Source organism: Cupriavidus sp. 01L46, assembly GCF_056399905.1.
This window is the reverse complement of record NZ_JBFTSF010000096.1, coordinates 1-20,662: the sequence shown is the minus strand read 5'-3', so window position 1 is coordinate 20,662 and position 20,662 is coordinate 1. Positions and strand designations below refer to the sequence as shown.

Here is a 20,662-nt window from a genome sequence, read left to right as displayed (position 1 = left end):
ACCTTGCCGTGACGCTCCTGGGGATTATCGGCAAGCACCTGGGGGAGCGCGGGGTGATCACCACCGAGGAACTGCCACGCTGCATCCATATACTGGAAGCCGCTGTGACGGACGCCAAGAAGGTGCACCCTGCCGTATCGTCGGTCCACCCCGGCAAGAATGACGATGACAACGAGGRAGAGCCCCTGCACCTGGGCCAGCGCGCCTACCCCTTCCTCGACATGCTGCGCGCATCCCAGCGCGAGAACACCGAGGTGATGTGGGGCGTGTAGGCAGCGCGCCGAATCCCCCATAGATAGAAAACAAGGTGGCCGGCGCCAGCCGGCCGCCTTGCCGACCCCTTCCGATCCCTCGCTTTTCGCTCCCTGCTTCTTGTCGCGCTTCCGGCTCGCTTCCGGCCCGCCTGGATTCCCCCCCTGCCTGCTCGCACTTCCGGCAAAAAAGAATGCCCGGCCGATGTTTCTGGCCGGGCGTGCCGGATCAGGGAGGGGATCCGGAAGGGGAAATATCTGTGTTTCAGGGTGCGGCCAACGTCACCTGCGCGGCGCATGCAGCACTGCCGGCAAGGCTGGCGCCGTAGCGCTAGCCCTTGCCCAGCATGTCCGCGAACTTGTCGGCGTGCCTCGGTCAATCGCCGCGGGCGCGTCCGCTGGCCGCCAGCAGCAAGGCGACGAAAGCGCCGGCCGCCGCCGCGATGCCAAGCGCCTTCAACGGCGACTCCACCACGCGTTGCTGCACGCCATGCACGGCGTAGCCGACACGTTCGCGGGCACGGCTCTTGAGTTGGTCGGCCAGCGCGTGAGAGCGGTCGTGCAACCGGCGCCCGGCTTGCACTGCCTCGGACGAACCTTCGCGCCCCAGCACTTCCAAGGTTTGCTCGAGCTGGGCGATCAGTGCGCCGACCTCGCCGGCCACGGGCCCCGTGGCTTCGCGGGCGGCGCCGCGCGTATCGCGTGCGGCATGCCGGATCTGTCGCACCGTGCTTTCGGCACGATCAGCCAGGTGATTCACTTCTTTTCGGATCCTCGGATTGTTGGTCAGCATTGGCTTACCTCCGTTTCGTCTGATGACGCGCTGTGACTGGGTTCGTGCTAACTGCCGGGGCGCGCTGCGTGGATCGAGTGCGGCGGCCCTGCCGACCGCCGCGCTCTCGCCTGGCACCTAGCGCCTGACCAGGCCGATCACAAACGTCACCAGCGCAACCACCAGGAAGATGAAGAACAGGATCTTGGCGATCTCGACCGCCCCTGCCGCGATGCCGCCAAAGCCGAATACCGCGGCGATCAGGGCGATGACAAAAAATACGACTGCGTAGTGCAACATGGTGATGGCTCCCTAAGTGGATTGGGCTGCCGCGCCAGCAGGCGCGCGCTTGGCAAGTGACAGCGGCTGGCGATTAGCGATTAGCGATCGGTGATTGCGATTGGCTATTTCACCGCCTTGAACACGGTCACGCCCAGGACAAGGAACAGCACGAACAGCACCAGGAAGATGAAGAACAGGATCTTGGCAATGCCGGCCGCACCGGCAGCAATCCCTGTGAACCCCAGCAAGCCGGCGACCACGGAAACCACTGCAAGAATCAGCGCCCATTTCAGCATTGGCGTTCTCCCTCGTTCTTCCCGAGCTGGCTTGACGCAGGGTGCGCAAGCTCATGGAACCATGGTAGAAAGCAGACCTCCGCCCGGACACCGCAGCCGCACCGATTCGCTTGTCAGCCAATTCCTACAGTCCAAGCGCCGGCGCGGCCTCGTAGGCCGCACCGGAGACACGGCGGGTTGACCGCAGACAGTCGATGTGCTTCCATCGTCGCAGACAAGGTGCAGGCCAGGCGCGGGAGACGCCGCGCCGGCCAGGCGCCCGACTTCGGGAAACGAACATGTTCAAGCAGTCACTGCTGCGCTCGACCTTGCTTCTGGCGGGCGGCATCGTGCTTACCGTGGTGGTGCTGATCGCCTCCGAGGCAGGCAATATCCGCTTGCGCCAGGGCTATACGCAAGTCATCCAGTCGCAGCAGGTGCAGGGCCAGATCAACGCCCTGCTCGGCGAGCTGGTCACTGCCGAAGCCGGCCAGCGTGGCTTCCTGCTGACCGGCAAGGAAAGCTACCTTCAGCCGTACTACAAGGCCGTGCCGCGCATCAATGCGCTGATGAGCGCGCTGCGCAACCGCTACGCGGACGACCCCGAGGCGCTCAAGCTGTTCACCGAGGCCTCCACCGCCGTCAGCCGCAAGCTCACCGAGATGGACCTGACACTGCTCTACGGCAAGCGCGACGTGGAAGTGGCGCTCGACCTGGTGCGCACGGACTTCGGCAAACAGACGATGGACAACGCGCGGCGCGGGCTGGAAGCCTTGCTGCAACGCGAGGCCAAATCGGTGTCGCAGAGCCTGGAGTACGCCGACCGCGACCTTGCTCTGTCGCGCTACGGCATCGGCCTGCTGACCGCCATCAATATCGTGCTGCTGATTGTGGTGGGCTTGCAGCATTCGCGCCGCATGGCGGTATCGGAAGCCGCACGCAGCGAGCTAGAGGAGGAAAGCGCGCGCCTGGACAGCATGGTGCGCTCGCGCACCCGCCAGCTATCGGCGCTGGCATCCCACCTGCAGCGCGTGACCGAGGACGAGAAGACGCGGCTGGCGCGCGAGCTGCACGACGAGCTGGGCGCCATCCTGACGGCCACCAAGCTCGATATGCACTGGGTGCGCCGCCGCGTCCAGGACACCCACCCGGATGTGGCGGAAAAGCTCACCCGCGTGATGCTGCATGTGGACCAGGGGATCCAGATCAAGCGGCGCCTGATCGAGGACCTGCGGCCCACCGTGCTGCTCAACCTGGGCCTGAAGGAAGCCATCGGCCAGCTGGTGGAGGAAGTGGCGGCGCGCAACCAGTGGGAGGCGGATGTGCAGCTGGCAGAGGCGGTGCCGCCGCTGCGCGACGACGCGGCCATCGCCCTATACCGCATCGTGCAGGAGTCGCTCACCAACGCCAGCAAGTACGCCGAAGCGCAGCGCGTGTCCATCCAGCTCGATTGCRCCGACGGCGTGCTCTCGCTGGCAATCAGCGACAACGGGCGCGGGCTGCCGGCGGATTTCGAATCGCAGCGCTCGGTGGGGCACCATGGCCTGCTGGGGATGGAGCAGCGCGTGGTCGCGCTGGGCGGCACGCTGGAGCTCCGGTCGGAACCCGGTGCCGGCGTCACCATCCAGGTGGTGGTGCCGCTCACCGATGCCATCGTGGCGCCGCCGCGCGACGATGAGGAGGAGCTCGACGGCATGGGCGACCCCGGCGAGCGGCCGCAGGACGCGCCCACCGGCACGCCGCCGGCCAGCTAGTCGGCCAGCCGAGCAGTAAAAAATGGAAAAGGGGCTCCGCGGAGCCCCTTTTCCATTCCTCTTGCCCGGTAGCCATGCACACGGCACGGCGGCTGGCACCTTACATCTTCTGCTTGGTGCTCTCGGCGGCGCCTTGCACCTTCTCGCCGCCCTTCTCGATGTCCTTGCCGGCACCGGCCATCGTATTGCAACCGGTCACCAGGACCACACCTGCCAGGGCACACAGCGCCATCAGCTTTCTCATGATTCTCTCCTTGCTCTAGGTTGACGCGGCATGGCCGCGCTTGGAACGGCTGGTATTGCCGATACGGTCGATCAGGTCGATATGGCTGATCTGGCTGATCTGGCTGATCTGGCTGATATGGATTCAGCCACCTGCCTGCGCGTACTCCTCGATCACCCGGAACACCTGCTCGAGCTCGAGCGACTTGTCAAAGAAATAGTCCGCGCCGGCCTCGGCGCACTGCCGCCGGTATGTAGGCACCTGGGCATGATTGGTGTAAACGATGCGGATGCCCGACACCTCTTTCCTCTGCAAGGCGCGCAGCACGTTGATCCCGTTGCCCTGGCGCAACTGCAGGTCGACGATGACGACCTCGTACTTGCCCGCCTCATAGAGGCGCAGCGCCGCGCTTTCGGTATCCGCCCAATCCACGACTTCGATAAACGGAAACGCGTTCAGGTATTCAAGCAACATACCCCGCAATACCGCTGAGTCCTCGATTAGCAGGACCCGCAGCGCGCGATACGAGGGGGCCGCAGCTTGATCCAACATGGTTCCATGGTAGCAATGGCGTGTAGGGAGAGACCATCGGCGTCCGTCCTACAGCAGCGTCTGGCAAATGTGGCAGAGTGCCGTGTAATGCGCCTTGCCTTTGCGGCGCCTACTCCACCAGACCGTTCTTGATCGCGTAGTAGGTCAGGTCGGCATTGGTCTTCATGCCCATCTTCTCCAGGATGCGCGAGCGATAGGTGCTGACCGTCTTGACGCTCAGGAACAGCTCCTCGGCGATCACCGAGACCGACTGCCCGCGCGAGAGCTTGCAGAAGATCTGGAACTCGCGCTTGGACAAGGTCTGGTGCAGCGGCTGGTTGGTGGGCTTGTCAAGCCCGCCGATAAGCAGGTCCGCCACGTTGGCGCTGACGTAGCGCCGGCCCTGGGCCACGGTTCGGATGGCCTTGACGAGATCGTCGGGCGCGCTTTCCTTGGTCAGGTAGCCGGAAGCGCCCGCGCGGATCAGGTTGATGGCGTACTGCTCTTCCGGGTAAGTGGAGAGGATCAGCACCGGCAGCTCGGGATGGCGCTGGCGCAGCAGCTTGAGCACGTCGATGCCGTTGCGGTCGGGCATCGAGATATCGAGCACCACCACATCGAACTCGAGCTCACGCAGCCGTATCATGACTTCGTCGCCGCTGGCTGCCTCGCCCTCCACCCGGATATCGGGCTCGTCGGAAATAAACTGCCGCAGGCCGGCGCGCACGATCTGGTGGTCGTCGGCGATCAAAACGCGAATCATGATGTCTCCCTGGGCATGGGTGCACCAGCGCTCAGGAGCGGCCGGGCTAGTGCATTGTAGTGCTTACAAAACCGCCCGACCGTCGGCGCAAAACTGACAGGCTCCCAGCTGGCCGCGCCAATGAGAAAGGGACGGGGTGAACCCGTCCCTGTGTTCCAGCATGCCAGACTTGCCGTCCTGGCCAGCCTTATTGGACCTTGGTCGCCGCGCCGGCTTCAGCGGCCGCGCCAGTGTCGGTTGCTGCCTCGCCCTTCTTGGCCTTGGCGTGGCTGGTGTGCTTCTTGGTCTTGGCGGTCGACTTGGCGTGCGTGTCGGCGTCGGCGCCAGCCTTGGCATCCACGCCCTTGTCGGCGCTGGCCGAAGCGCCCAGGCCAGCGTTTGCACCCGCGCTGGCGGCTGCACCCTTGTCGGCGGGCGCGCTGATCGCGGGCGCCGCCATGGCGCCGTTGACGCCAGCCTTCGCATCAACGCCAGTTCCTTGTGCCATGGCCAGCGAGGAAGCGGCAGCGATCGAGAGTGCGGAAAGGGAGATCAGCAGTTTGTTCATGGAGAGGCTCCTAGCAGTTTGCGCCGCTGCGAAACATTCGCTGCGGTGTTCACTTGATGTGAGCCCTCAGTCTAGGGACGCAGTGCCGCGCGGTCTGTTAGGAGATGTAATGCCTTGTAAGGAGTAGTGAAGAACTTACAAAGGCACATGGATGCGCTTAAAGAGGCTTTTTCCTGCTTGCCCAATGGCTTGCGATGGCACAGCGGCGCAAAACGCCGCCGCGCCGGCACGCAAGCGGTTACAGGTTTGGTGCGAGCGCGCGCTCCAGCACGCTGCGTTCTTCGCCGCGGCGCGCCACCATATCGTCCAGCTGGTCCTCGCCGATCTTGCCGACCGAGAAATACGTCGACTCCGGATGTGCAAGGTAGAAGCCGCTCACCGATGCGGCTGGCGTCATTGCCAGCGAGTCGGTGATGCCCATGCCGATCTCGGCGGCGTTGAGGAACTCGAACATCGGCGCCTTGACCGTATGCTCCGGGCAGGCCGGATAGCCCGGCGCCGGACGGATGCCGCGATAGGTCTCGGCGATCAGTTGTTCGTTGGTCAGCACTTCGCCGGCGTCGTAGCCCCACAGGTCGCGGCGCACGCGCTCGTGCAGGCATTCGGCAAAGGCTTCGGCCAGGCGGTCGGCCAGCGACTTCAGCATGATCGCGCTGTAGTCGTCATGGTCGGCCTCGAACTGGGCTTCCTTCTTGTCCACGCCGATGCCGGCGGTGACCGCGAACACGCCGATGTAGTCAGCGATGCCGCTGTCCTTGGGCGCGACGAAGTCGGCCAGGCAGCGGTTGGGGCGCATCACGCCATCGATCACCGGGCGCTCGCTTTGCTGGCGCAGGTTGTGCCAGGTCAGCGCGACCTTGCTGCGGGTCTCGTCGGTGTAGATCTCGATATCGTCGTGGTTGACGGCGTTGGCCGGCAGCAGGGCCAGCACACCGTTGGCCGTCAGCCAGCGGCCCTGGATCAGGCGCGACAACATGGCCTTGCCGTCCGAGAACACGCGGCGGGCGGATTCGCCGACGATCTCGTCATTGAGGATGTCGGGGAATTTGCCGGCCAGGTCCCAGGTCTGGAAGAACGGGGCCCAGTCGATATAGTTGGCGAGCTCCGTCAGGTCGTAGTTGCGGAAGATGCGCCGGCCGATGAATTTCGGCCTGGGTGGCACGTAGGCGCTCCAGTCCACCGGCGTCTTGTTGGCGCGGGCCTTCGCCAGCGACACCATCGGCGTGGCCTTCTTGTTGGCGTGCTGGTGGCGGATACGTTCGTAGTCGGTCTTCAGCTCGTCCAGGTACCTGGCCGCGCCATCGTCGGACAACAAGCTGGACGCCACGCTGACAGAGCGCGAGGCGTCCGGCACGTAGACCACCGGGCCTTCGTAGTGCGGCGCGATCTTGACCGCGGTGTGCACGCGCGAGGTGGTGGCGCCGCCGATCAGCAGCGGGATCTTCTTGATGCGGAAGTAGTCGTCGCGCTGCATCTCGGAGGCGACGTAGGCCATTTCCTCGAGCGACGGCGTGATCAGCCCGGACAGGCCGACGATGTCCGCGCCCTCGACCTTGGCACGCGCCAGGATCTCGTTGCACGGGACCATCACGCCCATGTTGACCACCTCGAAGTTATTGCACTGGAGCACCACCGAGACGATGTTCTTGCCGATGTCGTGCACGTCGCCCTTGACGGTGGCGATGACGATCTTGCCGCGTGCCTTGACGTCGCCGCCGGCCTCGGCCAGCAGCCGCTTTTCTTCCTCGATGTAGGGCAACAGGTGAGCCACGGCCTGCTTCATCACGCGAGCGCTCTTGACCACCTGCGGCAGGAACATCTTGCCRGCGCCGAACAGGTCGCCCACGATATTCATGYCGTCCATCAGCGGGCCTTCGATCACCTCGATCGTGCGGCCGCCGCGTGCCTCCACCTGCTGGCGCACTTCCTCGGTGTCCTCCACGATGAAGGTGGTCAGGCCATGCACCAGCGCGTGCGACAAGCGGTCGGCCACCGGCACCGGGTTCTCCGGGGTGCCGCGCCACAGCAGGTTTTCTTCTTTCTTCGCGCCGCCGCCCTTGTAGCGGTCGGCGATCTCCAGCAGGCGGTCGGTGCTGTCCTCGCGGCGGTTGAGCACCACGTCTTCCACGCGCTCGCGCAGCTCGGCGTCGAGCTGGTCGTACACGCCGAGCTGGCCGGCGTTGACGATGCCCATGTCCATGCCCGCCTTGATGGCGTGGTACAGGAACACGGTGTGGATGGCCTCGCGCACCGCGTCGTTGCCACGGAACGAGAACGACACGTTGGACACGCCGCCGCTGACCTTGGCGTACGGCAGGTTCTGCTTGATCCAGGCGGTGGCTTCGATGAAGTCCACCGCGTAATTGTTGTGCTCCTCGATGCCGGTCGCCACCGCGAAGATGTTCGGGTCGAAGATGATGTCTTCGGGCGGGAAGCCGACTTCATTGACCAGGATGTCGTAGCTGCGCTTGCAGATCTCGGTCTTGCGGGCAAAGGTGTCAGCCTGGCCCTGCTCGTCGAAGGCCATCACCACGGACGCAGCGCCGTAGCGGCGGATCAGTTCGGCGTGATGGCGGAACTGTTCCTCGCCTTCCTTGAGCGAGATCGAGTTGACCACGGGCTTGCCCTGCACGCACTTCAGGCCGGCCTCGATCACTTCCCACTTGGACGAGTCCAGCATGATGGGCACGCGCGCGATATCGGGCTCGGAGGCGATCAGGTTGAGGAACCTCACCATGGCCGCCTTGGAGTCCAGCATGGCTTCGTCCATGTTGATGTCGATGATCTGCGCGCCGTTCTCGACCTGCTGGCGGGCCACCACCAGCGCATCGTCGAACTGGCCGTTCAGGATCATGCGGGCGAAGGCCTTGGAGCCGGTGACGTTGGTGCGCTCGCCGACGTTGACGAAGAGCGTGTCTTCATCGATGGTGAAAGGCTCGAGGCCGGACAGGCGCATCGGACGCGGCGGCAGGGTATCGTTGGTCATGGTTTGATCTTGTTTCCGTGGGCTCGCGATGCGAATTCAGGCGGCGTCGCGGTACTGGCCGGGCCAGGCGCGCGGCTTCTTGCTGGCCACGCGCGCGGCGATGGCGGCGATGTGCTCGGGCGTGGTGCCGCAGCAGCCGCCCACCAGGTTCACCAGGCCGGACGCGGCGAACTCCTCCACCAGCGACGACGTGACCTCCGGGGTTTCGTCGAAGCCGGTATCGCTCATCGGGTTAGGCAGGCCGGCGTTCGGATAGCACGACACTGCCGCGTCGCAGATCTTGGCCAGCTCGGCAATGTAGGGGCGCATCAGCGTGGCGCCGAGCGCACAGTTCAGGCCGAAGGTGATCGGCCGGGCGTGGCGCAGGCTGTTCCAGAAGGCTTCCACCGTCTGGCCGGAGAGAATGCGCCCGGAGGCGTCGGTGACCGTGCCGGAGATCATCACCGGCAGGCGCTCGCCGGTGTCCTCGAACAGTTGGTCGATGGCGAACAGCGCGGCCTTGGCATTGAGCGTATCGAAGATGGTTTCCACCAGGAACACGTCGGCACCACCTTCCAGCAAGCCCTTGCCCTGCTCGTAGTACGAATGGCGCAGCTCTTCGAAGGTCACGTTGCGCGCGCCCGGGTCGTTCACGTCCGGCGAGATGCTCGCGGTCTTGGGCGTGGGGCCGAAGGCGCCGGCCACAAAGCGCGGCTTGTCGGGCGTGCTGTATTTGTCGCAGGCCTCGCGCGCCAGCCGGGCGGCAACGACGTTCATCTCGTACGCCAGGTCCGCCATCTTGTAGTCTTCCTGGGCCACGCCCGTCGCACCAAATGTATTGGTCTCGATCAGGTCGGCGCCGGCGGCCAGGTATTGCTCGTGGATCTCGCTGATGACCTGCGGGCGGCTCAGCAGCAGCAGCTCGTTATTGCCCTTGACGTCGACATGGTGCCCGGCGAAGCGCTCGCCGCGGTAATCTGCCTCGGTCAGCTTGTAGCGCTGGATCATGGTGCCCATGGCGCCATCCAGGATCAGGATGCGCTCGCGCAGCAGGGCCGGCAGGTTGGCCGCCCGGGTGTAGGGGCGCGCGGGAGGAAGCGAGGCGGAACGTGKGGCGGCGCTCATGTGGGGCTCGACAGCAAGAGAAAAGACTGCGATTTTATCAGTTACATCAATGGTTTGCGGAATAACGGCGGCATCCGGGCGGTGCAGCCAACGGCGCTCGCGGGTTGCCGCGCGGCACCGCCCGGCCCTACACTGGGGCACATTCGCCCTTGTTCCCATTAACGGAAAGCCTTGCCCATGCAACACCTCAGCCCCGGCGACGCGCAAACGCTCCTCAGCGAGTCACCCGATGCGCTCTTCATCGATTGCCGCAGCGAAATGGAGTACCTCTTTGTCGGGCACCCCAAGGGGGCGCACAACGTGCCCTGGAACGATGGTCCCGACTGGGAGGTGAACCCGCATTTCGTGCAGTCGGTGAAAAAGCTCGCTGGCCAGGCATCGGCGCGCCCGGTGCTGCTGATCTGCCGCAGCGGCAACCGCTCGACGGCCGCCGCGCGGGCCCTGGAGGGTGCCGGGTTCTCTACCGTCTACAACGTGCTGCATGGCTTCGAGGGCGACCTCGACGCCGAGCGCCACCGCAATACGCTCAACGGCTGGCGCCATGCCGGGCTGCCCTGGGAACAGTATTAACAGTATTGAATGACCGGAAGCTGGCCGGGAACAGAGGCCGGGAACAGATACTGAATGCACGATGCCTGAAAGCAGGAAGCCCGCGCGATGCGCGGGCTTCTTGCTATTTCCTCTATGGCTTGGCTTGCCAGCCCGTCACGCGACGGAACGCTGGCAAAGGCAACCGCGGAGCCTAGTGCATCACTAGCGGGTGAATCATCACTGTATCGAACTTGCCAAGGAAATCATCCACCTCTTCCACCGACGGCTCGCTTTCGATCAGACGCGTCACGTCCGCGCGAAAGCTCTCGGCCATCTGGCCACCGAGGAAAATCTCGCGTTTCAGGTTCTTGTCCACGATTTCATAGCCGCCAGAGGCAAGAGGCGCATGCTCGACATCCGCACCAAACTCGACAATGCAGTAATTGTCGCTGTTGTAGATCATTTGCATGGYATACCTCCTGGCTGTCATGGGTCAAGCGGGGGGCGACGGATTATTTCGATAACCGGCACACTGGCCGGTTGCCCTCCGCGATTTCACCTCCAAGCTGAGGGTGTTTGCCGTGTTTTCAAGTTCTGCTTCGACAAACCGCAGGTATTAAGCGTTCCCTCACTACATTGGGCAACGGCCATCCCAGCAAGTTCTTGAGTTTGGTGGGAAAGCCATCGCCCGCCGTTCTGCCTAGCTCTGCCTTGAGCGCCAAGGTTCGTCTCAGGGTACATCGCACTGCGCGCCGCAAGCCGCATTGCCAAGAAAAGCGTCCAGCACGCAATGAAAGCGGGCCGCCTGCTCGATATGGGCAAGGTGCGCGGCGTGAGGCAGGATTTCGAGCCGGGCACCGGGAATGGCGGCGGCTATCTCGCGTGCCATCGCCGGCGGCGCCCCCAGGTCCTCCTCGCCGGCCACGACCAGAGTAGGACAATGAATCCGCGAAATCGCCCCGGCCAGGTCAAATGCCATGATGGCCTGGCTGGTGCCGACGTAGCCGTGCACGGGCGTGGCCAGCAGCATCTCGCGCACGCGGGCCACCTCCTGCGGATGCGCACCGCCAAATGCCGCGCTGAACCAGCGCTGCATGGTGCTGTCGGCAACGCCCGCCATGCCGTGCGCTTCCACATGCCCGATGCGCTCATGCCACATCGGGTGGCCACCCAGCGGCGTGCGGTTGACGGTCGCGACCAGGGTCAGCGACAGCAAACGCTCGGGATGGCGCACGGCCGCGGTCTGGGCGATCATGCCGCCCACCGAGACCCCGACGAAATGCGCGGCCGGCACCTCCAGCACATCCATCAGGCAGGCCACATCGTCGGCCAGGCGGATCATCGAGTAGGCGCCGATCGGCGCATCGCTCTGGCCGTGCCCGCGCAGGTCGTAGCGCAGCACGCGATAGCGCGGCGCCAGGTGGCGCGCCGTGGCATCCCACAAGGTGTGATTGGCGCCCAGCGCATGCGCCAGGACCACCCAGGGGCCGTCGCCCCCGTCAATGCGCACTTGCAGGCTGATATCGCCCACGCGCACGCGGCGGGTCTCGGATGGTGGCAGGGTGGCGCTCATGACGGGTCTCCGGTTGTTGGTGAAAACACGGTGAACCACAGCGGCGGCCGATGCCGCGGCTTGCGGACGGCTTGCGGACGGGCCTGGCTTGCGGACGGGCCTAAGCCGGACGTGAGACGGTCTGAAGACAGCTTGCAGGCTCAGCGCAGCGGTTCGCTGTCGCGATAAACAAGCTCGATCTGCGTGCCGTCGGGCTCCGTCTGCTGCAGCTTCACTGGCATCCACTGCAGCGACTGCGCCAGCCACACTTCCACGCGCCGGCGATCATTGGCATGGCGCGGCAGCCGCACGAAATGCTTGGCCCGCACCGCGCCATGGCCGGTATCCACGTCCTCTTCCCCCACATACTGCACCTGCATGGGCTCCAGGTCACGCGTATCCGCCACTTCGAAGGTCTCCGTCACGCCCGGCGTGGCGTAGCGCTGCGGATTGCCCCGCACCAGCCCCACCAGTTGCAGGAACACGCTGAAACGGTCCTGGCCCGCGGCCGGCAACGGCTCCTGCTTGCCGCGCCCCTCGAAGACGAGCGTGCCGGCAGCGCGATCGAAGCGAGCCGCCTCGACGCGGTTACGGCGGCTCTCCTCATAGCGCTCGGGCGCGAGGCCGCGCTCGTTGAGCGCGCCGGTGCTGTGAAAGGCGAAGCGGAACCACAACACCCGTGTCTCCACTGCAAGCTGGTAGTGCGCGCCATCTTGCTGCCAGCGGATCAGGCCATCCKGGTTCTGCACGCCATTGACGAAGCTGGCGTAGTGCAGCAGCGTGGAGGGGGGCGCCGAGTAGCGGACGTTGTCAGGAGGCGCCGCGGCCTGCGCGGCCGCCGGCGCGGACGCGGGCGCCGCGGTGCTCCCGGCGCCGCCAGCGGCGCTCGCCATGGCAGGGCCGGCGCCAGGCGTGGCAAGCAACGCTGGCGCCTCAGGGGCGGCGGGTGCTTCAACCGGGGGCGGGGGTGCGGGTGTGGGCTCGGTACGCGCCGCCGGGGGCCGCTTTGGTGCGGCCGGCGCCGGGTGAGGCGGCGCTACGGGTGCCGGTGGCGCCGGCGGCGGCAGCAGGATGGCTTCGAGCGGCGGCGGCGCGGTCGGGTCCCGCGGCAGCCCGGGCATATGCAGCAGGCCCAGCACCGCCAGCAGGTGGGCGGCCAGCACCAGCGCAAGCGCAACCGCCCAGCGCAGGCGGCGCGAGGTAGGCTTACGGGGAAGGGCCGTTCGGCCCGCTCGTCGGGCTGCCACCAAGATAACCAAGCTCCGAAGAAATCTGCCGGGCAATATCGCGTACATGACGGTCAACCGCACCGCCCCATTCTGCATCGAATACGCTCTGCGCGCCCAGCACGATCAGCGCCATCGCCACGTGGCCGTTGGCGTCGAACACCGGCATCGAAAACGCATTGATGCCCGGCAGCACGCCACCTTTGACCCGCGCCGCGCCATGGGCGCGAACGTCGTCGCAGACCACGTCATAGTCGGCCAGTGAGCGCGGCAGGTCCGGAATATCGTCATGGCCGCGCTCCGCCAGTTCCCGTTCGACCAGCGGCCGCGTCTGTTGTTTCGGCAGGTAGGCGCCGTACAGCCTGCCGGTGGCGGAGTTGAGCATAGGCATCACGTCGCCCAGGCGCAGGCTGACCGTGACCGGGTGGCTGGATTCCTCCCAGTGCACGATGGTCGGGCCGTGGTTGCCCCAGACGGCAATGCCAATGGTCTGGTCCATCTCGTCGCGCAATTGCGACAGGATCGGKCGGGCCTTCTTGACCGGATCGAGCCGATTGAGGCCGGCGAGGCCCAGTTGCAGCGCGAACGGCCCGAGATCGTAGCGCCCGCCAACCGGGTCCTGCATCACCACGCCGAGCCGCTGGAAGCTGACCAGGTAGCGATGTGCCTTGGCCGGATTCATGTCGGCGGCGGCGGCGAGGTCGCGCAGCATCATGGCGCGCGGCGATGCTGCCAGCGCCTGCAGCAGCTTGAAGCCAACCTCGATCGACTGGATGCCGGAACGCAGCTTGGAATCGTCTTCTTCAAGTTCGGTCATGCGGCAACGGGGGGCAAGAAATTTAGAAAGATATGCATGGATCACACATACCGGCTACGCGCATGCAAAGCGATCATGCAGCCATGCCCAAGAATTTACTATAGCGAAATCGATTTACCAATTTTTAAACCGTCGGTAGACTTTGAGCGCACATATACAGGTCGGGGCGAATCGATATCTTCGGCACCGGCCAATACCGGCGCGGGCATGCCGCCATGCAATCCAGATGGCGCGGCGCCGCCGCTTTCTACAGGAGACGAAGATGACCCGCCTTTCCCCCTTCGGCCAACGCCCCGCGCGGCAAGCATGGCGCGCCTGCGCCGCACCGCTGCTAGCCGCGCTGACGCTGGGCGCCGCCGCGTTCCAGCCCGCCTGCGCCGCCGACAACTGGCCCACCCAGCCGATCCGCTGGGTCGTGCCCTATCCGGCGGGAGGCGGCACCGACGTAGTGGCGCGCACGCTGGGCCAGGCCATCACGCCGGCGCTAGGCCAGCAGGTGGTGATCGACAACCGTCCGGGCGCGGCCACCATCGTCGGCGCCGACGCGGTGGCGCACAGCAAGCCCGATGGCTACACGCTGCTGACCGCCGATACCGCCACCCTGGCGGCCAATCCGTCGCTGTACAAGAAGCTGCCCTACAACGCCGACAAGGACTTCGTGCATGTCGGGATGGTGGCGCGCTTTCCGCTGATCCTGGTGGCAACGCCGAACTTCCCGGCGCGCACGCTCAAGGAAGCCATCGAATACGTGCAGAAGAACCCCGGCAAGGTGAATTTCGCCTCGCCGGGCGCGGGCAGCCCGCACCACCTGGCCATGGAGCTGTTCATGGACCAGACCAAGACCAGGATGACCCACGTGCCCTACAAGGGCGCCGCGCCGGCGGTGCAGGACCTGCTCGCCGGCCAGGTCGAACTGATGTTCCTTGACCTCGCCTCCGGCCAGCAGAACGTGGCGGCCGGGAAGGTGCGCGCGCTGGGCGTGGCCACGCCCAAGCGCTTGACGGCGCTGCCCACGGTGCCGACGGTGGCCGAAGCCGGCGTGCCCGGCTTCGAAGCCTATGCCTGGCAAGGCGTGGTGGCGCCGGCCGGCACCCCCAAGCCGGTGGTGACCCGCCTGAACGCCGAGCTGGTGAAGGCGCTCAAGAGCGCCGATGTGCAGAAGCGCTTCGAAGGCATCGGCGTGGAGCCGGTCTCCAGCACGCCCGAGGAATTCGCGCAGTACGCGCATGCCGAAGCCGAGCGCTGGGGCAAGCTGATCAAGGCCAAGGGCATCACGGTAGACTAGCGGGCTGCATTTTCTGCTTCTTCCGCTTTGTTCAGCTTGATCAGCTTTTTTCCTAACGCACCGCATACATGAAACTCGCCACCCTCAAGGACGGCTCGCGCGACGGCCAGCTCGTGGTTGTCTCGCGCGACCTGAAGACCGCCCACTACGTCAACGATGTCGCCGGCAAGCTCCAAACCGTGCTGGATGACTGGAGCTTCTACGCGCCGCAGCTGCAGGACATCTACGATGCCCTGAACGCGGGCCGCGCGCGCCACCCCTTCGCCTTCGACCCCAGGGCATGCATGGCGCCGCTGCCGCGCGCCTACCAGTGGGCAGACGGCTCCGCCTACGTCAACCACGTGGAACTGGTGCGCCGCGCGCGCGGCGCCGAGATGCCGCCAGAGTTCTGGACCGATCCGCTCATGTACCAGGGCGGCTCCGACGACATGATCGGCCCGCACGACGATATCGTGTGCGCCAGCGAAGCCTTTGGCATCGACTTCGAGGCCGAGGTCGCCGTCATCACCGGCGACGTGAAGATGGGCGCCAAGCCCGAGCAGGCCGCCGACGCCATCCGGCTGATCATGCTGGCCAACGATGTGTCTCTGCGCAACCTGATTCCCGCCGAGCTGGGCAAGGGCTTCGGCTTCTTCCAGAGCAAGCCGGCCACCGCCTTCTCGCCGGTGGCGGTCACGCCCGACGAACTGGGCGAAGCCTGGCGCGAGCGCCGCGTGCACCTGCCGATGACCGTCCACTGGAACAGCAAGAAGGTGGGCGCGCCCGACTGCGGCACCGACATGGTGTTCGATTTCGGCCAGCTCATCGCCCATATCTGCAAGACGCGCAATGTGCGCGCCGGCAGYATCGTCGGCTCCGGCACGATCTCCAACGTCGACCGCAGCAAGGGCTACTGCTGCATCGCCGAGAAGCGCATGCTGGAGATCATCGACGGCGGCCAGCCGGTCACCGGCTTCATGAAGTTCGGCGACGCGGTCAAGATCGAGATGTTCGATGCGCAAGGCCGCTCGGTGTTCGGCGCGATCGACCAGCTGGTGTCGGCGAAGGGCTGAGGCTGAGGGGGAGCGCCGCGGGCCACGCTGCTTGCCGTTGGCCGCGCGGCGATGGGGAGTGCTTATAATTGACCGACCGAACGGTTGGCTAATTGCCGTCGACTGCGCCAGGCAGCCACCGGCGGCGACCCGGGCCGTTTTTCGCGGCCCGGCCCCCACGCGTCACCAAGGAATGGCTCCGCCATCGTTGCCCCATGACCGCAATCCCTCCGCAAGCGCCTAAGCCGTCGTCCACCCCGTTAGCGTCCGGCACAGACAACGTTGACAACGCGCCGTTGTCGCCACGCTACGACCGCTACCAGGCACTGACCCTGCGCCGGCATGGCCCCATCCTCGAGATCGTGATGGGTGCGCAACAGTCCGCCAACCGCAAGCTGGCCACAGCCGATGCCAATATGCACCGCGAGCTGGCCGAAATCTGGCGCGATGTGTCGGCCGATCCGGACGTGCGCGTGGCGCTGATCCGCGGCGAAGGCAAAGGCTTCTCGGCCGGCGGCGACCTCTCGCTGGTGGAAGACATGGCCAACGATTTCGCCACCCGCACCCGCGTGTGGCACGAGGCCCGGGACCTGGTCTACAACGTGATCAATTGCGACAAGCCGATCGTGTCGGCCATGCACGGCCCGGCGGTCGGCGCGGGGCTGGTGGCTGGCCTGCTGGCCGATATCTCGATCGCGGCCAGGACCGCGCGCATTGTCGATGGCCATACACGCCTGGGCGTGGCGGCGGGCGACCATGCCGCAATCGTGTGGCCCCTGCTGTGCGGGATGGCCAAGGCCAAGTACTATCTGATGCTGTGCGAGTCGGTGAGCGGCGAAGAGGCCGAGCGCATCGGGCTGGTGTCGCTGACCGTGGACGAAGAGGAACTGGTCGAGCGCGCCTTCGATGTGGCGCGCCGGCTGGCCGCCGGGTCGCAGACGGCGATCCGCTGGACCAAGTACGCGCTGAATAACTGGCTGCGCATGGCGGGCCCCTCGTTCGATGCCTCGCTGGCGCTGGAATTCATGGGCTTTGCCGGCCCCGATGTACAGGAAGGCGTAGCCAGCCTGCGGCAAAAGCGGCCGCCGCAGTTCGAGTAACGCAGGTAGTTCCGATCAATGCAGTTCCGCAGYCGGCGCCGCCGGCTGCCGACCCCCGGAGGCGAGACCATGTTCGGCCAGATTCCAGATTTCACCAACGGCTTCGAGTTCCTCCGCAAGATGTGGGGCAGTGCCGCCGGCATGCCGGGCGGGCTGATGCCTGGCCTGCAGGCCATGACCCCACCGATGAACCTGGAAGACGTCGACAAGCGCATCCACGACCTCAAGGCCGTGGAAGGCTGGCTGCAGCTCAACACCAACCTGCTGCGCACCACCATCCAGGGCCTGGAAGTGCAGMGCGCCACGCTGGTGGCGCTGCAGACCATCGGCACAGCGCTCTCGCCGGAGGCGATGCAAAGCGCGATGGAAAACGTGGCGCGCACGGCCAACTCGCCCAGCGCGGCGCCCTACCAGCAACCCGCCGAGCCCCCCGCGGCCAGGCGCGTCTGGCCCGAGCCCACGGTCGAGGAAAACGAGGACGAGGAAGACAACGGCCCCGATGCGCCCGAAGCTGGCCAGGCGCAAGAGCCGGCCGCAGCATCCGGCCACGCTGCCGGCCCGGGTGAGGCCACCCCGCCGGATGCCAGCCTGTGGTGGGATGTGCTGCAGCAGCAGTTCAACCAGATCGCCAGCAGCGCCGCCACCGCCAGCATGTCGCCGTTTGGAAATCTCGGCAACCTGGGCGCCTTTGGCATGCCCGGCATGCCCGGCGCTGCCGCGCCGGAAGCCGCGCCCGCTCCCGCCGCCAAGCCCGAAGGCAAGGCGCCGGCCAGCAAGGCCAGGCCGGCCCACAAGCCAGCCAGCAAGGCAGCCGGCACCAAGGCGGGGGCCAAGCCGGCCGCCAAACCCGCTCCCAAGGCCACACGCCCGGCTGGCAAGAAATCCGCGGCGGCCAAGCCCGCCGAGCCAGAAGGCAGCGCCAACGGCTCGACCGGTACTTCCGGCGAGCCGTCCTGAGCCTGGGCCGCACCTGAGCCACGCGACGCCAGGGGAACCCCGTGATCCAACTTCGGAGCCGATGCCTGCAGTGAAGACCACCTCGCTGATCATGATGGGCGGCGGCGCCCGCGCCGCCTACCAGGCCGGTGTGTTGCGCGGCCTCGCACGCATAGCCGCGCAGCACGGCCGCGATCGTGGCCGCATTCCCTTCGACATCATTTGCGGCACGTCGGCCGGCGCCATCAACGGCGCCGGCATGGCGATCAACGCGGCCAACTTCCGCGCCGCGGCCGATAGCCTGGCCGCGCTGTGGGGCGGCATCCATGCCGAGGATGTTTACCGCACCGGCATCGTCGGCGTGGGTGCATCCGGCGCGCGGTGGCTCTCCGCGCTGGCCTTCGGCTGGGCCATCCGGCGCGCGCCGCGGGCGCTGTTCGACAACGCGCCGCTGGGCGGCCTGCTCAGCGAGCTGTACGACTCCGAGCGGGTGCAGGCCAGCCTGGACGCCGGCGACCTCCAGGCCTTTGCCGTGACGGCGCTGTCCTATACCACCGGGCGCCACGTCACCTTCTACCAGTCACACCGCCGCATCCATCCGTGGCGCCGCAGCCAGCGGCTGGCCGTGGAAGCCAAGATCGGCGTGGACCACCTCCTGGCGTCGTCCTCCATCCCCTTCCTGTTCCCCGCGCTGCCGCTGGAGCTTGAAGGCCACCACGAGTGGTTCGGCGACGGCACCATGCGCCAGATGTCGCCCTTGTCGCCGGCCATCCACCTGGGCGCATCTCGCATCCTGGCCATCGGCGCGGCCTCGCGCCAGCGTCCCGGCTGGTTCGACACCGTGCCGGCCGGCGGCTACCCGTCGCTGGCGCAGGTAGGGGGCCAGGCCCTGGCCAGCATCTTCCTCGACGGCCTCAGCGCTGACCTGGAACGGCTGCAGCACATTAACAACCTGCTCTCGCGCATGCCGGAAATCGCCAACGACAGCGAAGGCTGGCGCCCGGTGCAAGTGATGACGATCTCGCCCAGCGAGCCCATCGAATCCATTGCCGCGACGCATGTGCAACAACTGCCCCGCACCGTGCGCGCCCTGCTGGCGCCGTTGGGCGGCACCGAAGCGCGCGGCGCGGCCTTTGCCAGCTACCTGCTGTTCGAGCCCGAGTTCACCCAGGCCCTGATCGACCTGGGCGAGAAAGACGCCCTGGCGCAACAGCACGAACTCGCGGCGTTCCTCTATGACGTCATCCCGCCCGATTATGGCGACGACACGAACGCAACGCCCGCACGGACGGTTACACTTGATGTCGAACCACCCGCCGGTGTAGCGGCCTGACTTATGGTGACAACAGGTTTGCCGCATCGCCGGACCTCGTGCGGAGCAATGCATACCGCTCTTTTTCGCACCAGCAAAAGCAAGGAAAGGCGCGATATTCGCCCATAAATTGGGCATCGTGCAGGTTCAGCCGCAAACACCCCCTTCCTTTGCGCTTAAAAAGGGCATTGGGAATAATTCGCATCTGGTAGAATCTGCCCGTAATTTCAAAGGCTTACCATGCTCTACCCCGAACTGTTCAAATCGCTGGAAGCGGTACGTTGGCACATGGACAAGGACATCCCCTGGGATTCCTTCGACCCGAGCCTGCTCACTGACGACCAGGCCAAGACGATCCGCATGAATGCCATCACGGAATGGTCGGCCCTGCCCGCCACCGAGATGTTCCTGCGCGACAACCGCCACGATTCCGACTTTTCGGCCTTCATGAGCATCTGGTTCTTTGAAGAGCAGAAGCATTCGCTGGTGTTGATGGAATACCTGCGCCGCTTCCGCCCGGACCTGGTGCCGACCGAAGAAGAGCTGCACGCAGTGCGCTTCGAGTTCGACCCGGCCCCGCCGCTGGAAACCCTGATGCTGCATTTCTGCGGCGAGATCCGCCTCAACCACTGGTACCGCCGTGCCGCCGAATGGCACACCGAGCCGGTGATCAAGCAGATCTACCGCACCCTGTCGCAGGATGAAGCCCGCCACGGCGGCGCCTACCTGCGCTACATGAAGAAATACCTGAACCAGTTCGGCGACAGCGCCCGCTCGGCCTTCGCCAAGATCGGCGTGCTGATGGCCTCCGCCCGCCGCACGGAAAAGCCCCTGCACCCGACCAACCTGCACGTCAACAAAGCGTTGTTCCCCAACGACACCATCCAGTCGCGCCTGCCGGACCCGGACTGGCTCGAGCACTGGCTCGACGAGCAGATCCGCTTCGACGAAGGCTGGGAGAAGAAGGTGATCGAGCGGATCCTGCACAATATGTCGCTGCTGTTCGAGCGCACTTTCGAGACCGTGCAGGATTTGAACCGGTATCGGAAGGAATTGAATGTGCGGTTGCAGGCGGCGGGTGGTGCGCAGCCGGCGCAGGCATAAAGTTGGTTTTTTGGCTGGGGGTGTAGTTTTGGCGCCTTCGGCGGGACGGGCCCCATCGGATGATGGGGTTTTGTTTTTTTTGGGGGTGTTGGGTTGTGGTTGGTTGTGGTTGCAACTGCAAACTGCAACGGCTTAACGTCAACTTCAACTGCAGTTTCACCACCCCTGCGGGGCGGCGACCTACTTTTTTGTCTTGCCAAAAAAGTAGGCAAAAAAGGCGCGCCGGATGGGGCGACCCCCCCCTCGGGATTTCACTAAAAGAGCGGCCGGGACCCAAACT

22 protein-coding genes are annotated in these 20,662 nt (G+C 65.7%); 9 read left to right on the top strand and 13 right to left on the bottom strand.

Annotated features, from left to right (window positions below):
- Positions 1 to 272: DUF1840 domain-containing protein (locus tag AC1DS3_RS18570; protein WP_477127674.1), on the top strand; the 272-nt coding region annotated here is incomplete at its 5' end.
- Positions 273 to 627: 355 nt separating this feature from the next.
- On the opposite strand, the gene AC1DS3_RS18565 is transcribed toward AC1DS3_RS18570, so the two are convergent.
- From AC1DS3_RS18565 to AC1DS3_RS18555, 3 genes are all read right to left on the bottom strand, one after another.
- Positions 628 to 1,044 (bottom strand): hypothetical protein, encoded by a 417-nt coding sequence (locus AC1DS3_RS18565; RefSeq protein WP_441641351.1) that lies wholly within the window; start codon positions 1,042 to 1,044, stop codon positions 628 to 630.
- 117 nt (positions 1,045 to 1,161) lie between these two features.
- Complete coding sequence (locus AC1DS3_RS18560) at positions 1,162 to 1,323, bottom strand: DUF1328 domain-containing protein (RefSeq protein WP_441636170.1); 162 nt, start codon at positions 1,321 to 1,323, stop codon at positions 1,162 to 1,164.
- 104 nt (positions 1,324 to 1,427) lie between these two features.
- Entirely contained in the window at positions 1,428 to 1,601 is a 174-nt protein-coding gene (locus tag AC1DS3_RS18555; RefSeq protein WP_441641350.1) for a DUF1328 family protein, read from the bottom strand.
- A gap of 278 nt (positions 1,602 to 1,879) precedes the next feature.
- Between AC1DS3_RS18555 and AC1DS3_RS18550 the strand changes: the two genes are divergently transcribed.
- Positions 1,880 to 3,334, top strand: coding sequence for a CHASE3 domain-containing protein (locus AC1DS3_RS18550; RefSeq protein ID WP_477127673.1), 1,455 nt, complete (start codon positions 1,880 to 1,882; stop codon positions 3,332 to 3,334).
- Between the two features lie 100 nt (positions 3,335 to 3,434).
- Here AC1DS3_RS18550 and AC1DS3_RS18545 read toward each other — a convergent pair whose 3' ends face one another.
- The 6 genes from AC1DS3_RS18545 to AC1DS3_RS18520 all read right to left on the bottom strand — a co-directional run bounded on the left by AC1DS3_RS18545 (position 3,435) and on the right by AC1DS3_RS18520 (position 9,488).
- The gene (locus AC1DS3_RS18545; RefSeq protein WP_035859076.1) at positions 3,435 to 3,578 is read right to left on the bottom strand and encodes an entericidin A/B family lipoprotein; all 144 of its coding nucleotides are present in this window, start codon (positions 3,576 to 3,578) and stop codon (positions 3,435 to 3,437) included.
- 123 nt (positions 3,579 to 3,701) lie between these two features.
- Positions 3,702 to 4,109: a response regulator gene (locus AC1DS3_RS18540; RefSeq protein ID WP_441641348.1), complete on the bottom strand. Its 408-nt coding sequence runs from the start codon at positions 4,107 to 4,109 to the stop codon at positions 3,702 to 3,704.
- Between the two features lie 109 nt (positions 4,110 to 4,218).
- A complete protein-coding gene (locus tag AC1DS3_RS18535) occupies positions 4,219 to 4,851 on the bottom strand; it encodes a response regulator (protein ID WP_441641347.1) in 633 nt (210 codons plus the stop codon).
- Between the two features lie 187 nt (positions 4,852 to 5,038).
- Positions 5,039 to 5,398, bottom strand: a complete 360-nt coding sequence (locus AC1DS3_RS18530; RefSeq protein WP_441641346.1) for a hypothetical protein — start codon at positions 5,396 to 5,398, stop codon at positions 5,039 to 5,041.
- 238 nt (positions 5,399 to 5,636) lie between these two features.
- The gene (gene metH / locus AC1DS3_RS18525) at positions 5,637 to 8,384 is read right to left on the bottom strand and encodes a methionine synthase (protein WP_477127672.1); all 2,748 of its coding nucleotides are present in this window, start codon (positions 8,382 to 8,384) and stop codon (positions 5,637 to 5,639) included.
- A 36-nt stretch (positions 8,385 to 8,420) separates the two neighbouring features.
- Positions 8,421 to 9,488 (bottom strand): homocysteine S-methyltransferase family protein, encoded by a 1,068-nt coding sequence (locus AC1DS3_RS18520; RefSeq protein WP_477127671.1) that lies wholly within the window; start codon positions 9,486 to 9,488, stop codon positions 8,421 to 8,423.
- 177 nt (positions 9,489 to 9,665) lie between these two features.
- On the opposite strand from AC1DS3_RS18520, the gene AC1DS3_RS18515 reads away from it, so the two are divergent.
- On the top strand, positions 9,666 to 10,058 hold the full coding sequence (locus AC1DS3_RS18515; protein ID WP_006161304.1) for a rhodanese-like domain-containing protein: 393 nt from the start codon (positions 9,666 to 9,668) through the stop codon (positions 10,056 to 10,058).
- Between the two features lie 172 nt (positions 10,059 to 10,230).
- Here the strand turns inward: AC1DS3_RS18515 and AC1DS3_RS18510 are convergent, their stop codons facing one another.
- The 4 genes from AC1DS3_RS18510 to AC1DS3_RS18495 form a co-directional block, all read right to left on the bottom strand.
- A complete protein-coding gene (locus AC1DS3_RS18510; RefSeq protein WP_006161303.1) occupies positions 10,231 to 10,488 on the bottom strand; it encodes a BTH_I0359 family protein in 258 nt (85 codons plus the stop codon).
- Between the two features lie 261 nt (positions 10,489 to 10,749).
- Positions 10,750 to 11,592 (bottom strand): 3-oxoadipate enol-lactonase, encoded by an 843-nt coding sequence (pcaD, locus tag AC1DS3_RS18505; protein ID WP_441641343.1) that lies wholly within the window; start codon positions 11,590 to 11,592, stop codon positions 10,750 to 10,752.
- Between the two features lie 140 nt (positions 11,593 to 11,732).
- Positions 11,733 to 12,818 carry a DUF3108 domain-containing protein gene (locus AC1DS3_RS18500; protein ID WP_477127670.1) on the bottom strand — a complete coding sequence of 362 codons (1,086 nt, stop codon included), beginning with the start codon at positions 12,816 to 12,818 and terminating at the stop codon, positions 11,733 to 11,735.
- Positions 12,778 to 13,614 carry an IclR family transcriptional regulator gene (locus tag AC1DS3_RS18495; protein ID WP_441641545.1) on the bottom strand — a complete coding sequence of 279 codons (837 nt, stop codon included), beginning with the start codon at positions 13,612 to 13,614 and terminating at the stop codon, positions 12,778 to 12,780. Before AC1DS3_RS18495 ends, AC1DS3_RS18500 begins: the two co-directional genes overlap by 41 nt.
- 262 nt (positions 13,615 to 13,876) lie before the next feature.
- Here AC1DS3_RS18495 and AC1DS3_RS18490 point away from each other — a divergent pair, with 262 nt between their 5' ends.
- The 6 genes from AC1DS3_RS18490 to AC1DS3_RS18465 all read left to right on the top strand — a co-directional run bounded on the left by AC1DS3_RS18490 (position 13,877) and on the right by AC1DS3_RS18465 (position 20,382).
- Positions 13,877 to 14,899: a Bug family tripartite tricarboxylate transporter substrate binding protein gene (locus tag AC1DS3_RS18490; protein ID WP_441641546.1), complete on the top strand. Its 1,023-nt coding sequence runs from the start codon at positions 13,877 to 13,879 to the stop codon at positions 14,897 to 14,899.
- 68 nt (positions 14,900 to 14,967) lie between these two features.
- Positions 14,968 to 15,951: a fumarylacetoacetate hydrolase family protein gene (locus AC1DS3_RS18485; protein ID WP_441641547.1), complete on the top strand. Its 984-nt coding sequence runs from the start codon at positions 14,968 to 14,970 to the stop codon at positions 15,949 to 15,951.
- 275 nt (positions 15,952 to 16,226) lie between these two features.
- Positions 16,227 to 17,030 carry an enoyl-CoA hydratase/isomerase family protein gene (locus AC1DS3_RS18480; RefSeq protein WP_150993488.1) on the top strand — a complete coding sequence of 268 codons (804 nt, stop codon included), beginning with the start codon at positions 16,227 to 16,229 and terminating at the stop codon, positions 17,028 to 17,030.
- Positions 17,031 to 17,099: 69 nt separating this feature from the next.
- On the top strand, positions 17,100 to 17,987 hold the full coding sequence (locus AC1DS3_RS18475) for a PhaM family polyhydroxyalkanoate granule multifunctional regulatory protein (RefSeq protein ID WP_477127669.1): 888 nt from the start codon (positions 17,100 to 17,102) through the stop codon (positions 17,985 to 17,987).
- Positions 17,988 to 18,048: 61 nt separating this feature from the next.
- Positions 18,049 to 19,299 (top strand): patatin-like phospholipase family protein, encoded by a 1,251-nt coding sequence (locus tag AC1DS3_RS18470; RefSeq protein WP_441641549.1) that lies wholly within the window; start codon positions 18,049 to 18,051, stop codon positions 19,297 to 19,299.
- A 219-nt stretch (positions 19,300 to 19,518) separates the two neighbouring features.
- Positions 19,519 to 20,382: a ferritin family protein gene (locus AC1DS3_RS18465; protein WP_043342844.1), complete on the top strand. Its 864-nt coding sequence runs from the start codon at positions 19,519 to 19,521 to the stop codon at positions 20,380 to 20,382.
- Positions 20,383 to 20,662 lie beyond the last annotated feature (280 nt).